This window comes from Streptomyces sp. DSM 41931 (assembly GCF_050271085.1).
Lineage (GTDB): Bacteria > Actinomycetota > Actinomycetes > Streptomycetales > Streptomycetaceae > Streptomyces > Streptomyces albogriseolus.
Genome location: NZ_CP189902.1, coordinates 844227 through 858584 on the forward strand (window position 1 = coordinate 844227; position 14358 = coordinate 858584).

A 14358-nucleotide genomic window follows, 5' to 3' on the forward strand; every position below is an offset into this window, starting at 1 on the left:
GACATTCCGGACAGTGTTTCCCTGGATGCCGCCGAACCACCGTTCATGTCGGACGCCCTCGGTACGGTCCACCCCATGACCGCCCTCACCATCACCCTGGTCTCCGTGGCCGCTGCCCTGGAGATCATCGGCATCTGGATCACCATCAAGGACATCAAGAAAGCCCGACGACGCCTCGCCCAGTACCTCCACCGCCCCGTCATCACCCACCTCGGAGCCGCCCTCTCCGTCGAAGCAGGCATGACCGCCCGGGCCGAGATCGGCGAGCAGACCCTGGAGCAGCGCATCGAAGCCCTCGAAGCGTCCCACCGCGCCCTCGCCCACGAAGTCGACCGACGCGACAAAGAACTCTCCGACCGCCTCACCCAGCGCTTCGAACGCCAGCTGAACAGCACCGCGGACGGCCTCAAGGACCAGCTGGACGGCCTACGACAGCTCGTCGCAGGCGAAGGCCCAGGACACTGGTGGACGGGCTACAGGGGGCCGCTCATCCTCGCCGTGGGCGTCATCGTGGGACTCGCGGGCAACGTCGTAGGCACTCTGCCAGACTGACGGACCAACACCTCACCGCCGTACAACACGAACAGAGGCGCGGTATGAACATGAAGACCGCCAAGTGGCGCTTCTCGTCTCGCAAGACCGGCTACGAACGCGTCGTGCCGCTGGAGCTACACCCCGAGATCAACCTCTCCCCCATGGTCGACGAGTACTACGATGAGAGCGGCGAGGAGCAGTTCAGGCAGTGGGTCAAGGTCGTCCGCCGTGAGTGCCCGAAGCAGTGGGAAGAGGACGCCGTCTCGATCTACTGGGGCGTGTCGTCGCCTGGGAACGGGGTCTTCGAGACCGCCCCATTCCAACGGCAGTTCATGGACCGCGTCCCTCCGGTCCAAGACTTCCTGGCGTACTTCACATGGCCCGTCCACGAGACGACCGGCGAGAAGCTCGACTGGTTCAAGCTCCCCGTCGTCAACGAGCGGTTCAAAGCATGGGCCGAGGCCCTGGACTGGACGCCGTCCCCGCTCCAGGCCACCTGCCCCCTGCGGTCCATCGTGGAGAGCCGGGGCGGCATCCACTGACAGCCGGCACGCCGAACTGCCCCTTCCACAGCACCTGGAGGGGCAGAATGCCGCCGTGGACGAACTGTGGATCGCACTGATAGCGGCGGGCTCGGCGGTATTGGGCAGTCTTGTCACCGGTTGGCTAACGCGGAGCGCCGGACTACGACAGGCGGAGGCCGCGAAGCACGCCGGGGACCGGCAGGCGGACGCGGCGCTGCACATCATGCAGAAGACCCTGGACGATCAACGGCGTGCCAGGATCGAGGAGCGGCGGCGTCAGGTGTACGGCGCCTTCCTGGAGGCTGCCACGGACTTCTCCTCTGATCGAGACAACTCCGAGTTCAGTAAGCAGCTTCAGAAGGCGTTGACTCAGGTTGTCCTTGAAGGTCCAGACACGGTGGTTCTCAAGGCAATTCGCTACACACGGTCGCTTAGAGAGCTAGACCTAGGGAACACCGATCCCGCGGCTTCAGCTCACACGGATTACATCGACGCCGCCCGTGACGCCCTGGGGATCCGATCCACCCTGGACGGCTGAACCACACCCCCAGCCGTGCTCGGAGAGGCAGAATGCCGCCATGAGCAGCGAGTTGTGGGTGGCCGTGATCGCGGCGGGGTCGGCAGTGGCGGGTGCCGTCGCTGGTGGATGGTTCGCGAGGAGCGCGGGGCTGCATCAGGCAGCGGCGACGAGGGACACGGTGCAGGCAACCCTGGACGAGCAGAGACAGGCCCGTACAGAGGAACGACGCCGGAGGGTGTACAGCAACTTCCTGGCCCTCGCTCATGACATGTCGTCGAACTGGGGGGACGCGTCCGCATACGCGAGCCTTCAGAAGGCCGCCGCAGAGGTGACGATCGAAGGGCCGAACCCTGTCGTGAGATCGTGCTACGAGTACCTGCGATGCGTACGAGAGTGGGCCGAAGATCCGGCCCGGACGGATGCTCTGTCTATCGCGCATGCCGAATTCATCGTGGTCGTACGCCAAGAACTGGGGACCGATGGAGGAACCGTACCGGACCTGCCGTGAGTGGTCGACAAATTTAGGGTCGGAATTGGGTTGACGGAAATAGGTTGACGAATTCTCACGACTATGAAGTCGCGCCCGAATTCGATAAACTAAAGCCATGGCGGAACGCATAAACCCGTCCGACGTGACCTACCGGAAACGCGGCGCCCTCACTAAGACCGTGTCCTACGTGGTGAGGCGGACGAGCCGCTTGTAGCAGCACAGGGTGGCGGCGAGGCCGAGAAAGGCCAGGCAGTTGCGGGGATCTCGCTCGTAGCGAGGACTCAGGCGGCGGTAGCCGGACAGCCAGGAGTCCGCTCGATGACCCAGCGGCGACGCCCTAATCGTTCGCTGGACTCGATGCCCTTGCGGGCGATGCGCACGCCGATCCGCTTGCCGCGGAGCCATCTGCGCAGGTCGGCCCGGTCGCAGGCTTTGTCGGCGTGCAGGCGCTGGGGCTTGAAGTAGCGGTCGCGGTAGGGGTCGTGTCTCGTTTGGTGACCCTCCACCATCGGCTTCAGACCTTCACTGTCGTGGGTGTTGCCGGCCGAGACGCCGACGAGGAGGGGCAGTCCGTTCGTGTCCGACAGGATGTGCATCTTGGAACCCGGCTTGCCCCGGTCCACGGGGCTCGGACCTGTGTGTTCGCCCCCTTTTTCGCCCTCACGTGGGCGGTGTCGAGTACGACGCGGGTGACGTCGAGGAGGCCGGCGTCGTCGAGCCGATGCAGCACGGCCTCGTGCAACCGGCCCCAGACACCGGCTCTCGACCAGATGAGGAACCGCCGATGGGCGGTCGACTTCGAGACGCCGAAGCAGGGCGGCAACGCACGCCCGGCGCAGCCGGACACCAGGACGTAGATGATCGCGGCGAACAGCGTCTCATTAGGCGTGTCCTGTGTTCCGCCGCCCTGCGGCCGCACCTTCGACGGCGGGATCAGCGGCTTCGCGATCTCCCACAACCCGTCCGGAACAATCCAACTCCACGTACCCCGCCCCATGAACGAAACAACGACGCCTCACCACGTAGGACACGGTCTAAGAAGACCCGAGACCCAGAGAAGGACCGCGAATACCAGCGCCGGTACCGGGACCGTCACCCGGATCGCAATGCAGAGTCGCAGGCGCGCTATCGGGAGCGACACAAAGAGAAGATCCGCACCGAGTCCCGTGAGCGGCACCGAAGAAAAGCAGCTGCCCGCACCGAGGAAGATCGCGCCGAGCTGGCTCGCCAAAAGCGCGAGTACCGTCAGAACAACCTGGAGTGCGTGAACGAGCAGAAGCGCGCCTGGTACGCGAACAACAAGGACAAGCACCGCAACGCGGTCCTGTTGAAGGTGTATGGGGTAACGCTGGACCAGTACAACGCCCTCCTCGAAGCGCAGGGCGGGGTATGCGCCATCTGCCAGAGCGAGTGCCCCACCGGGCGGAACCTAGCCGTGGACCACTGTCACACGACCAACAAGGTTCGCGGACTCTTGTGCGGCCACTGCAATCAGGGAATCGGTAAGTTTCGAGACGACCCGAACCGACTGCTGGCCGCCATCGAGTACCTCACCAAGCACACCGGGGAGACCGACGAATGCCCGAACCCGTGACCCACGGCCCCGAGTGGTGGAGACCGCCTGCCGATGTGCTATCTGCGCCAGTTGGGCCGCTTGTGCAAGGCTACGCGGCGCCTGAACCGCAGATTGAACGCCTTCCACCCGAACTCGGAGACGAACTTCTGTTGAATGCGCAGCCATGAACGCACACGCTGCACGTGCCGCTTCCGGCGACGGTGCAGTGTCCCGGCGTCCAGGTCGTAGATCCAGGTGGTGCGTTCGACGTCTCGGAACTCCACCGCCACTGGCCGGGGCGGCGGCAGGGGGCCGGCGCTTTGGTACTCGTACGGTACGAGGAAGGTCGCCTCTGCCCCTGCGGGCACGACGTGGTCAAGGTCGAACCTGATGTACGTGGCGCTGCTGTCGGGGCCGATCACCGCGAACAAGTCGAACACAGGCCGGTCGGCAGTGTTGTGCACTCGCAGGAACCGGTGCTGGTTCAAGTCCACAGAGTCGTCGCTGACCTCGTATGCGACGGGCGCTTCGAGCCAGCAGGCGACCCGGGCCGCGTCAGTGCGCTGGTCCTTACGGCGGTCGCGCATGATGATGCCAGCCGTGGCGAGCAGTGAGCCAGTCGTGCCAATGGCGGAGAACCAGGTGGGCACGCTGCCCCAGTCGATAGCCGTCATGCCCCGCACTGTGCCAGGGCATTGCCCGGCTCGCGGACCACTTGAGGACAGTCTGAGCTGCCACGTCAGGAAGCCGTACAGGCCGCCACAGACGCCATCCGGCGGCTCGGGTACGACGGCGAGCTGACTGCCGGCTGACGACGCACGACAAGGCCCCCTTCTCCATGCGGAGGAGGGGGCTTTGTCATGCTGCACGGCGACGAACTGTAATGACCAAAAACCAGAATCGAGCATTACGTAGAGCGATACCCTCCGAGCGTCTGACCTCCGCCCCTTATGGACGGGGCGGAGCCTCTGTACGGCCCTCAGGCGCTCTTCTTCTCCAGGTGGCGGTAGATGGTCGGACGGCTCACGCCAAGCTCGTCAGCGATCTGCTGGACGGTGTAGCGGCGCTTCCCATCCGCGCCGGTCTCCTCATACATCTCCTGGGCCAGCTTGATCTGGCGGGGCTTCAGCTTCGGCTTCTGGCCGCCCGTGCGACCACGTGCCCGTGCCGCGTCCAAGCCCTGCTTGGTGCGCTCGACTATCAGGCTGTGCTCGAACTCGGCGATGGCTCCGATGACGTTGAAGAAGAGGCGACCGGCGGGCGTGCTGGTGTCGATCCCCTGGTCGAGGACAACGACGGCTCCTCCCGTCGTGCCGAAGGCGATGGCCTTCGGGGCGTTGATTGCGGCGCTGAGAAGGTCCATGCGTCGCTTGTGGCGGGCTGCGCGGTACGCCTGCGCCCGCTCCTCCCACTCCTTGACCTCGTCCATCAAACCGGCCGCCTCAGCAGCCCGGGTCATGCGCTCGTACCTGGCAGCCGTGCGTCCGTCCCAGGTACGCCGGGCGAGTACGCGTACTCCTCCGAGCGCGTAGGTGGGCGTGCCGGACCAGAAACCGCCCTGCGGTACGGACCTCTTCGTGATCGAGGATCCGGCGCAGCGATTCGAACCGAACTCGGCGGCGCGGGGTGGTGGATGCGGGAGATCCCGTGCCCCCTGCTTTGAGGGGTACGACGTTCTGCGTCATGCTTGTCCCTCCGATTCTCTGTGAGTGATCGGGACACGGGGCGGCCGAGGTACCTGTGCCGGGTACGGCCGCCCCGTGTCGTACCTACTTCGTGCGGTCCGCTTCGCGGGCCTCGGCCTTGAGCCGGATCTTCTCCGCGCGGTTCTCCAGGGCCGTCGTGCTCTTGCCCCTGGCCTAGCGTCGCTGGACGCGCGCTCCGATGACGACGGTCTGGGCGATCTCCCGCCAGTTGTGCGGGTCGTGGTTCGTGGCGGGCATGGTCACTTCCCCTTCTGGAAATCGGCCCACAGCCCACGCAGGACCAGCAGGCACGCGGTGGCGCAGAGCCCGCCGATCGCCATGGCCACGGCGAACAGCGCGGCAACGAGCCCGACAGCTACGACTACGCCGCCGATCACTAGCCACTTGCTGACGTTGAACTCCGCGCGGGGTGCGGGTACGGGTACGTGCTGCGGCTGGCTGGCGAGGTACTGCTGGGCGGCGAGCACGGCGGCGATCTGACGTACCAGCTCCGCGTTGTCCGCGGCCTCGACAGCGTCGCGGGATGCCTTCTCCAGGTCGCTCATGCCTTGCCCTCCCCGAGTACGGCGCGGATACGACGGGCACGCTGCTGACCGATCGAGTACGCGTCCTTCAGCTCCCGGAAGGTGGGTACGCGGTCCGGGAAGTCGGCGCGTGCCCGCTCGACGAGTACGTCGTCCTCATCAGGTACGGGCACCGGTGCGGATACGCGGCGAGTACGCGGTGTCTTCTTCTCTGCGAGTACGCGCTTGGCATGCACGGCGCGTGCGGGTACGTCGCACACCTCGGGTACGAGTACGGCCGGAGCCTCGGGCGCGAGTTCGGGTACGGCGGGCGTATCCGCCAGCGCCGGGTACATCGCGGGTACGCGCCCGACTTCCGGCTGCTCGTACTCGGCGACGTGCTCAGGCACTTCCTCGGACTCGAACCGAGCGAGTGCGTGGGTACGCCACAGAGCCACGGGTACGAGCAGCGAGACCACGACGACGAGCGGGATGTTCACCGACACCACGCGGGCGTCGAGGAGGTGGGCACCTACCTGGGCCGCACCCATGGGGGCGAGGGACAGCATGATGTCGAACGCCCTGAACCAGCGCAGAGCGGCGATCACGTACGCGTCTACCGCGACGGGCAGCATGGCGGCGATGACCGGGTCGGCGCCCAGGGTCCGGGCGAGGTCGTACTCGGCGGATGCGGTGAACGCGATGCAGACGGCGAGAGACAGCCGGGTCAGCCACACGCGGGTGCGGTCAGGGGCGGTGCCGTTCACTGGCCACCGTCCTCGATGGCCGTGATCAGGCTGGCGAGGGCAAACTCGAAGCGGCCGATGAGGCGGCACAGGTCCCGCTCGCTGCACTCGTCGTAGTCGACGCCGTCCGTCTCGGCGAGCAGCTGGCGGGCGATGGCGACGGACACGTTCGTGGGTACGTTCTTCATGGGTCGGGATCCTTGATCGCGAAGGTGCCTGATCAAGGCCCCGGGTCGGTGTCGGACCACCGGTTCGGGGCCGCCGCCGTCTCACAGATGTCTCACAGACCTCACGCGAGAGGGCGGACTGGGAACCTCTGACCTGGACGTTCTCACCCTGTGTAGATGGTGACGGGCCGCCGTGGACGACGGGTAAACTCCCTGTACGTGACTGCTGCGCCCGCCAAGCCCCGTATCCCGAACGTCCTCGCCGGACGCTACGCCTCCGCCGAGCTCGCCACGCTCTGGTCGCCCGAGCAGAAGGTGAGGCTCGAGCGGCAGCTCTGGCTCGCCGTGCTGAAGGCCCAGAAGGACCTCGGGATCGAGGTGCCCGACACGGCGATCGCCGACTACGAGCGGGTCCTCGACACCGTCGACCTGGCCTCGATCGCCGAGCGCGAGAAGGTCACCCGCCACGACGTGAAGGCGCGGATCGAGGAGTTCAACGACCTCGCCGGGCACGAGCACGTGCACAAGGGCATGACCTCCCGCGACCTCACCGAGAACGTCGAGCAGCTGCAGATCCGGCTCTCGCTGGAGCTGATGCGCGACCGTACGGTGGCCGTGCTGGCCCGCCTCGGCAAGCTGGCCGGGGAGTACGGCGAGCTGGTCATGGCCGGCCGTTCGCACAACGTGGCCGCGCAGGCCACCACCCTCGGCAAGCGGTTCGCGACCGCCGCCGACGAGCTGCTGGTGGCGTACGGACGGCTGGAGGAGCTGCTGGGCCGCTATCCGCTGCGCGGCATCAAGGGCCCGGTCGGCACCGCGCAGGACATGCTGGACCTGCTCGGCGGGGACGCCGCGAAGCTGGCCGAGCTGGAGCACCGGATCGCCGGTCACCTGGGCTTCTCCCAGGCGTTCACGTCCGTCGGCCAGGTGTACCCGCGCTCCCTGGACTACGAGGTCGTCACCGCGCTGGTGCAGCTGGCCGCCGCCCCGTCCTCGCTGGCGAAGACGATCCGGCTGATGGCCGGGCACGAGCTGGTCACCGAGGGCTTCAAGCCGGGCCAGGTCGGCTCCTCCGCGATGCCGCACAAGATGAACACCCGCTCCTGCGAGCGCGTCAACGGCCTGATGGTGATCCTGCGCGGCTACGCCTCGATGACGGGCGAACTGGCGGGCGACCAGTGGAACGAGGGCGACGTGTCCTGCTCGGTGGTGCGCCGGGTCGCGCTGCCGGACGCGTTCTTCGCTCTCGACGGGCTGCTGGAGACGTTCCTGACCGTGCTCGACGAGTTCGGCGCCTTCCCGGCCGTCGTGGCCCGGGAGCTGGACCGCTACCTGCCGTTCCTCGCCACCACCAAGGTGCTGATGGGCGCGGTCCGCGCCGGTGTGGGCCGTGAGGTCGCCCACGAGGCGATCAAGGAGAACGCCGTCGCCACCGCGCTCGCCATGCGGGAGCAGGGCGCCGAGCGCAACGACCTGCTGGACAAGCTCGCCGCCGACGAGCGGCTGCCGCTGGGCCGCGCCGAGCTGGAGGCGCTGATGGCGGACAAGCTGTCCTTCACCGGCGCCGCGAGCGACCAGGTCGCCACCGTGGTCGCCCGCATCGACGCGATCGTGAAGCAGCACCCGGAGGCCGCCGGCTACACCCCCGGGGCGATCCTCTGAGGCGCTTCACCCAGGAGGAACTTCAGGCCGCCCGCGACCGCCTCGTGCCGGACGTGGTCGCGGACGGTCTGCGGGTGCTGTTCTGCGGCATCAACCCGGGCCTGATGACGGCCGCCACGGGCCACCACTTCGCGCGCCCCGGCAACCGCTTCTGGCCCGCGCTGCACCGCTCCGGCTTCACCCCGCGGCAGCTGCCGCCGGCGGAGCAGCACGAGCTGCTGTCGTACGGGCTGGGCATCACGAACGTGGTGGCGCGGGCGACCGCGCGGGCCGACGAGCTGAGCGCCGAGGAGTACCGGGAGGGCGGGCGGGAGCTCGCCGTGAAGGTGGGCCGGCTGCGTCCCCGCTGGCTGGCCGTGCTCGGGGTGACCGCGTACCGCGCGGCGTTCGACGACCGCACCGCCAAGGTCGGGCCGCAGGCGCGGACGATCGGCGAGTCCCGGGTGTGGGTGCTGCCCAATCCCAGCGGGCTGAACGCGCACTGGACGCCGACGACGCTCGCGGAGGAGTTCGCGCGGCTGCGGGAGGCGGCGGAGCAGGAGTGACGGGACCCTGAGGGTCCCTAGGGCGGCGCCGTTTCCGTGACCACGGCCAGGAGCCGCACGCAGTCGCTCGGGTCCCGGTCGGCGAGCGCGACCGCGACCCAGCGGCCGGTCCCCCGCACCTCCCACAGCCAGGCCACGCCCGCGTGACGGCTGAGCCAGGCCCACGGCTCGGGTATCTCCTCCCGCTCCGTGCGCAGCTCCACCGTCTGCAGGTTGTACGGGTCGGTGTCGCCCCAGCGGGAGGCGAGCAGTTCGTACACCGCGTCGCGGCCCTTCTCGAACTGCTCCACCGTCACCGCCCGGCCCGCCGGACCGAGGTCCGGGCGGTCGCCGGACTCCAGCACGGCGACATGGTGGCCCGGTCCCGAGAAGCCGACGTCCGACGGGCCGTGCTCCGCCGGGAAGGGCCGGAAGCACAGCTCGTCGATGAGGGCGATGTGCCGGGCGAGGTTCATGGCTCCAGTAAACCCGCCGCCACTGACAGTTGGCGGTGGGTCAGCCGGCCATCCCTCAGGCGTCCTGACGGCGCAGCCGCCACGCACCGGCCAGCAGGGCCGCGGCCGTCCAGCACGCGGTGACGGCAAGCCCCGTCCAAGGGCCGAGCGTTCCGTCGGGCTCGCCGCGCAGCACCGTCTGGCCGGCGCGGTCCGGCATGAAGTCGACGACGGTGCCGAGCGCGTCGCCGACCACGAACGACACGATCAGGATGAACAGGATGAGCACCGACAGGGTGGCCACCCCGCTGCGCAGCAGCGTCGCCAGTCCGGCCGCGAACAGGGCCATGAGCGTGAGGTACACGGCACCGCCGAGCACACCGCGGACCTGGTCGGCGGAGGTCAGGCCGTCGGCCGCGTCGCCGAGTCCGGCCGAACCCGCGAGGAGCGCCGCCAGGGACGTCACCAGGGAAACGGCCAGCACGACCGCGGCGATGGCAGCCGCCTTGGCGGCGAACCACAGCCCGCGCCGCGGGACCGCCGTCAGCGACAGCCGCACGGCGGCGCCCTCGCGGTACTCGGCGGACACGGCCAGGGAGCCGAAGGCGAGGGCGGCGATCTGCCCGAGGGTGATGCCGGACAGGGCCGTGAACAGCGGGTCGGCGCCCTGGTCCTCGGGGTCCACGGCCGCGAGCGCGGAGAACGCGGTGGTCACCGCGAACAGCGCGAACAGGGTCGCGAGCAGCGAGCGGACGGTGCGGATCTTCAGCCACTCGGAGCGGAACACGGGGGCGAACTGCATGGTCAGGCCTCCTGGGGCTGGGTGGCGAACTCGGTCTCGGCGGCGGTCAGATCGAGGTAGGCCTGCTCCAGGGTGCCCTCGTCGGCGGTGAGTTCGAGGAGCGGCACCCGCTCGGCGGAGGCGAGGCGCCCGATGTCGTCCACGCGCGCGTCGGGCACGGTCCAGTGGCCGTCGGGGTGGCGGACCGCCTGGCGGCCGTGGCGGGCCAGGGCGCGCTCCAGGGCGTCGGGGTCGGAGGTGCGGACCCGTACGGCGGGCCGTACGCGCGCGTCGATGAACTCCCGCATGGGGGTGTCGGCCAGCAGCCGGCCCCGGCCGAGGACGACGAGGTGGTCGGCGAACGCGGCGGTCTCGTGCATCAGATGGCTGGACACCAGCACGGTCCGCCCCTCGTCCGCGAGCCGGCGCAGCAGTCCGCGGATCCACACGATGCCCTCCGGGTCGAGGCCGTTGGACGGCTCGTCGAGCATCACCACCTCCGGGTCGCCGAGCAGCGCGGCGGCGATGCCGAGCCGCTGCCGCATGCCGAGCGAGTACGTCCGCACCCGTCGGCGGGCCGCCGGAGCCAGCCCGGTCTCCTCCAGCACCTCGTCCACCCGGCGGTCCGGGATGCGGTGGGTCGCCGCCAGGACGCGCAGATGGTCGCGGCCGGTGCGGGAGCCGAGCGCGGCGCCGGCGTCGAGCAACGCGCCCACCCGTCGCAGGGGTTCGCGCAGGGACCCTACGGCCGGCCGCCGAGGGTGGCGGAGCCGGAGGTGGGGTGGTCCAGGCCGAGCACCAGGCGCATGGTGGTGGACTTGCCGGCGCCGTTGGGGCCGAGGAAGCCGGTGACGCGGCCGGGCGGCACGGTGAACGTGAGGTCGTCGACGGCTCGTCCGGGGCCGTACTCCTTGGTGAGGTCGCGGACGTCGATGCTGGTCATGGCATCAGCGTGGCGGACCGTGCCCCCGCGGGGCCTCCCCCGCGGGTGGGCCGTCCCTCCCCCGTGCGGGGGAGCCCGTCGTCGGCGCCGGGTGACACGATGACGGGATGGTCCGGCTGCTGCGCCCGCTGCTCCGCGGGAGGACGTACACCCGGCTGCTGCACATGTGGGTGCCGGTGGCCGCGGTCAGCGTGTGGTGGTGGGTGCAGCCGGAGCTGCCCTGGGTGCCGCTGGTCGTGCTGGTGCCGGTGGGGCTGCTGCCGGGGGCGCGGGTGGCCGAGGTGATGCAGGCCCGGCTGCTGCTCACCCCGGACGAGGCGGAGCCGGACTTCGCCACGCGGCCCGCGACGGCCTGGCGGGACCGCTGGCGGACCGTGCTGTGGCTGGAGATCCGGACCCTGGTCGGCGCGGTGGTCGCGTTCGCCACGGTCTGGCTACCGATCATGGCGTACGCCCTGGCCGCCCGCGCCGTGGGGCACAGGACCGGGGATCTGCCACCGATTCCGGGTCCGCCGGACTGGGTGTTCGGCCTGCTGGCGCCGCTGCCGCTCGTCGCGCTGTACGCGGTCGTGGCCGGCCTCGGCGCAGGGCTCACCGGCGTCGCGCGGCGGCTGCTGGGCCCGTCGGTCGCCGAGCGTCTCGCGGCCGTCGAGGAGCGCACCGAGCAGCTGCTGGAGCGCACCCGTATCGCGCGCGAGCTGCACGACTCCATCGGGCACGCGCTGACCGTGGCGGTCGTGCAGGCGGGGGCCGCCCGCGCGGCGAACAGCCCGGAGTTCACCGAACGCGCCCTCGCCGCCGTCGAGGAGACCGGCAGGGCCGCCCTGGAGGACCTGGAGCGGGTGCTCGGCGTGCTCCGGGAGTCGGAGCGGCCCGCGAGCGCCCGGCCGACGCTCACCGACGCCGACCGGCTGCTGGAGTCCGCGCGGGCCTCAGGGGCGACGGTCGACGCCGAGGTCACCGGGCCGCTGGAGACCCTGCCGGGCCCCGTCTCCCGCGAGGGCTACCGCATCCTCCAGGAGGCGCTGACCAACGTGCTGCGGCACGCGGGCGCGGTGCCCGCCCGGGTGCGGGTGGCCGCCGCGGACGGCCTGCTGACGCTGGAGGTGCGCAATCCGCTGCCGGACGGCCGGCCCGCCCCCGGCCGTGGCAGCGGCCTGCGCGGCATACGCGAGCGGGCGGCGCTGCTCGGCGGGCGGGCGCACACCGGCCCGGACGGCGCCGGGGACTGGCAGGTGCGGGTCGAACTACCCCTGGGCTGATCTACGCTGGGCGGATGCCGGTCAGAGTGCTCCTCGTCGACGACGAACCCCTGGTCCGCGCGGGGCTCCGGGCCGTGCTGGAGGCGCAGCCGGACATCGAGGTCGCCGGGGAGGCGGCCGACGGGGCCGCGGTGATCCCGCTGGTGCGGCAGCTGCGGCCTGACGTGGTCGCCATGGACGTGCGGATGCCGCTGCTGGACGGCATCGAGGCCACGCGCGCGCTGCTGCGGACGGTGGCAGAGCCGCCGAAGATCCTCGTGGTGACGACCTTCGAGAACGACGAGTACGTGTACGAGGCGCTGCGTGCCGGGGCGGACGGGTTCCTGCTGAAGCGGGCCCGGCCCGCGGAGATCGTGCACGCGGTGCGGCTGATCGCCGAGGGCGAGTCGCTGCTGTTCCCCGCCTCGGTACGGCGGCTGGCGGCGGAGTACGGCGAGAGCGGCGGGAACCGCGCGGCCCGCGCCGAGCTGGAGCGCGCCCGGCTGACCGAACGGGAGGGCGAGGTGCTCCGGCTGATGGCGCGTGGGCTGTCGAACGCGGAGATCGCCGCCCGGCTGGTGGTCGGCACGGAGACGGTGAAGTCGCATGTGAGCGCCGTGCTGGCGAAGCTGGGCGCGCGGGACCGTACGCAGGCGGTGATCACGGCGTACGAGTCGGGGTTCGTGGCGCCGGGCTGAGCGGGCCCGCGGGCGGGGTGCCCGCCCGGTGGTCGCCGGGGTGCGCGGCGCCGAGTACGATCCGCCCCACACGCGCACGAGCTGGGAGGACGGACGGTGGGTCGGCTGACCGGCGGGGATCCCTCGCTGCTGCGGAGGATCAACTCCGCGGTGGTGCTGCACGCGTTGCGGGCCACGGACTGCGCGACGCTGACCGAGGTGACCCGGGTGACGGGGCTGTCCCGGCCGACGGTCGAGGGCGTCGTGGAGGGTCTGATCGAGGCGGGTCTGGTCGTGGAGGCGGCGGCCGGCGAGGGCGCCGCACGGCGTCAGGGCCGACCGGCGCGGCGGTTCCGCTTCCGGGCGGAGGCGGGGCATCTGCTGGGCCTGGAGATCGGGGTGCACCGGGTGGCCGCGCTGCTGGCCGACCTGGACGGCCGGGTCATCGGCGCGCAGGTGCGGGACGTGGACGAGACGGTCGACGCCGACGAGCGTCTGGACCGGCTGCGGACGGCCGTCGCGGAGCTGCTGCGGCGGGCCGGGGTGCCGCGCGGATCGCTGCGGGCGGTCGGCGTGGGCACCCCCGGGATCGTCGACGCGGACGGCACGGTGCGGCTGGGCACGGCGCTGCCCGGCTGGACGGGGCTGAGCCTGGGCAAGCGGCTGAGCCGCTCCTTCACGTGCCCGGTGCTGGTGGAGAACGACGCCAACGCGGCGGTGGTCGCGGAGCACTGGAAGGGCTCGGCGAAGGGCCGCGACGACGTGGTGTTCGTCCTGGCGGGGCTGAGCCCGGGGGCCGGTTCGCTGATCGGCGGGCGGCTGCACCGCGGCTACGGCGGGGCGGCCGGCGAGATCGGGGCGCTGCATCTGCTGGGCCGTGAGGCGACGCCGGAGACGCTGCTGTCGACCACGGACGAGCCGCTGCACCCGCTGGACGAGCAGGCCGTGGCCCAGGTGTTCGCGCAGGCGCGTGAGGGCGACCAGCGGGCGCTGGCGGCGATGGACCGGTTCATCCGGCGGCTGGTCCACGACGTGGCGGCGCTGGTGCTGGCGCTCGACCCGGAACTGGTCGTGATCGGGGGCTGGGCGGCCGGTCTTGACGGGGTGCTGGAGCCGCTGCGCCGCGAGCTGGCGCGCTACTGCCTGCGCCCCCCGGAGGTCACCCTGTCCCTGCTGGGCGAGGCGGCGGTGGCGACGGGCGCGGTACGGCTGGCGCTCGACCATGTCGAGGAGCAGCTCTTCGCCGTGGAGGGCACGGTGACGGCACGCCGCTGACGGACGCGCGCCGTGGGGCGGACCCCACGGCGCGTCGACGGTGCGTCGGAAGGCC

At 70.6% G+C, this 14358-nt stretch carries 17 protein-coding genes and 2 pseudogenes; 10 read left to right on the plus strand and 9 right to left on the minus strand.

Translation table 11 applies throughout. The features are described from left to right. Positions 1 to 75 precede the first annotated feature (75 nt). Genes ACP7TJ_RS04050 through ACP7TJ_RS04065 form a run of 4 tightly spaced genes read left to right on the plus strand, consistent with a single transcriptional unit; the run spans position 76 to position 2086 of the window. Positions 76 to 552 (plus strand): hypothetical protein, encoded by a 477-nt coding sequence (locus ACP7TJ_RS04050; RefSeq protein ID WP_189910769.1) that lies wholly within the window; start codon positions 76 to 78, stop codon positions 550 to 552. Between the two features lie 50 nt (positions 553 to 602). Further along, on the plus strand, positions 603 to 1076 hold the full coding sequence (locus ACP7TJ_RS04055) for a hypothetical protein (protein WP_189910770.1): 474 nt from the start codon (positions 603 to 605) through the stop codon (positions 1074 to 1076). Between the two features lie 55 nt (positions 1077 to 1131). Continuing rightward, positions 1132 to 1596, plus strand: coding sequence for a hypothetical protein (locus tag ACP7TJ_RS04060; RefSeq protein WP_189910771.1), 465 nt, complete (start codon positions 1132 to 1134; stop codon positions 1594 to 1596). Between the two features lie 40 nt (positions 1597 to 1636). Then, positions 1637 to 2086, plus strand: coding sequence for a hypothetical protein (locus tag ACP7TJ_RS04065; RefSeq protein ID WP_189910772.1), 450 nt, complete (start codon positions 1637 to 1639; stop codon positions 2084 to 2086). Between the two features lie 165 nt (positions 2087 to 2251). On the opposite strand, the pseudogene ACP7TJ_RS04070 reads toward ACP7TJ_RS04065, so the two are convergent. After that, a pseudogene (locus tag ACP7TJ_RS04070) lies at positions 2252 to 3065 on the minus strand (IS5 family transposase). 336 nt (positions 3066 to 3401) lie between these two features. Here ACP7TJ_RS04070 and ACP7TJ_RS04075 point away from each other — a divergent pair. After that, a complete protein-coding gene (locus tag ACP7TJ_RS04075; RefSeq protein ID WP_246532083.1) occupies positions 3402 to 3662 on the plus strand; it encodes an endonuclease VII domain-containing protein in 261 nt (86 codons plus the stop codon). A gap of 38 nt (positions 3663 to 3700) precedes the next feature. Here ACP7TJ_RS04075 and ACP7TJ_RS04080 read toward each other — a convergent pair whose 3' ends face one another. The 5 genes from ACP7TJ_RS04080 to ACP7TJ_RS04100 form a co-directional block, all read right to left on the minus strand. Continuing rightward, on the minus strand, positions 3701 to 4297 hold the full coding sequence (locus ACP7TJ_RS04080) for a hypothetical protein (protein ID WP_189910773.1): 597 nt from the start codon (positions 4295 to 4297) through the stop codon (positions 3701 to 3703). A gap of 305 nt (positions 4298 to 4602) precedes the next feature. Further along, complete coding sequence (locus ACP7TJ_RS04085; RefSeq protein WP_220451516.1) at positions 4603 to 5052, minus strand: recombinase family protein; 450 nt, start codon at positions 5050 to 5052, stop codon at positions 4603 to 4605. Between the two features lie 516 nt (positions 5053 to 5568). Then, the gene (locus tag ACP7TJ_RS04090; RefSeq protein ID WP_189910775.1) at positions 5569 to 5874 is read right to left on the minus strand and encodes a hypothetical protein; all 306 of its coding nucleotides are present in this window, start codon (positions 5872 to 5874) and stop codon (positions 5569 to 5571) included. Continuing rightward, positions 5871 to 6599, minus strand: a complete 729-nt coding sequence (locus ACP7TJ_RS04095; RefSeq protein ID WP_189910776.1) for a hypothetical protein — start codon at positions 6597 to 6599, stop codon at positions 5871 to 5873. Before ACP7TJ_RS04095 ends, ACP7TJ_RS04090 begins: the two co-directional genes overlap by 4 nt. Then, positions 6596 to 6766 carry a hypothetical protein gene (locus ACP7TJ_RS04100; protein WP_189910777.1) on the minus strand — a complete coding sequence of 57 codons (171 nt, stop codon included), beginning with the start codon at positions 6764 to 6766 and terminating at the stop codon, positions 6596 to 6598. The genes ACP7TJ_RS04095 and ACP7TJ_RS04100 overlap by 4 nt, the downstream gene beginning before the upstream one ends. 198 nt (positions 6767 to 6964) lie before the next feature. Between ACP7TJ_RS04100 and purB the strand changes: the two genes are divergently transcribed. Then, positions 6965 to 8407 (plus strand): adenylosuccinate lyase, encoded by a 1443-nt coding sequence (gene purB, locus ACP7TJ_RS04105; protein WP_370162900.1) that lies wholly within the window; start codon positions 6965 to 6967, stop codon positions 8405 to 8407. 44 nt (positions 8408 to 8451) lie between these two features. Then, entirely contained in the window at positions 8452 to 8952 is a 501-nt protein-coding gene (gene mug, locus ACP7TJ_RS04110; RefSeq protein WP_093765151.1) for a G/U mismatch-specific DNA glycosylase, read from the plus strand. A gap of 17 nt (positions 8953 to 8969) precedes the next feature. Here mug and ACP7TJ_RS04115 read toward each other — a convergent pair whose 3' ends face one another. The 3 genes and pseudogenes from ACP7TJ_RS04115 to ACP7TJ_RS04125 form a co-directional block, all read right to left on the minus strand. Continuing rightward, complete coding sequence (locus ACP7TJ_RS04115; protein WP_167742492.1) at positions 8970 to 9407, minus strand: hypothetical protein; 438 nt, start codon at positions 9405 to 9407, stop codon at positions 8970 to 8972. A gap of 55 nt (positions 9408 to 9462) precedes the next feature. Beyond that, a complete protein-coding gene (locus ACP7TJ_RS04120; RefSeq protein ID WP_427762154.1) occupies positions 9463 to 10188 on the minus strand; it encodes an ABC transporter permease in 726 nt (241 codons plus the stop codon). A 2-nt stretch (positions 10189 to 10190) separates the two neighbouring features. After that, positions 10191 to 11110, minus strand: a pseudogene (locus ACP7TJ_RS04125) (ABC transporter ATP-binding protein). Positions 11111 to 11217: 107 nt separating this feature from the next. Between ACP7TJ_RS04125 and ACP7TJ_RS04130 the strand changes: the two are divergent. The 3 genes from ACP7TJ_RS04130 (at position 11218) to ACP7TJ_RS04140 (ending at position 14303) form a co-directional block, all read left to right on the plus strand. Further along, positions 11218 to 12372: a sensor histidine kinase gene (locus ACP7TJ_RS04130; protein ID WP_380871073.1), complete on the plus strand. Its 1155-nt coding sequence runs from the start codon at positions 11218 to 11220 to the stop codon at positions 12370 to 12372. Between the two features lie 14 nt (positions 12373 to 12386). Next, a complete protein-coding gene (locus ACP7TJ_RS04135) occupies positions 12387 to 13049 on the plus strand; it encodes a response regulator transcription factor (RefSeq protein ID WP_093765156.1) in 663 nt (220 codons plus the stop codon). 96 nt (positions 13050 to 13145) lie between these two features. After that, a complete protein-coding gene (locus ACP7TJ_RS04140) occupies positions 13146 to 14303 on the plus strand; it encodes an ROK family protein (RefSeq protein WP_167742496.1) in 1158 nt (385 codons plus the stop codon). Positions 14304 to 14358: the final 55 nt, after the last annotated feature.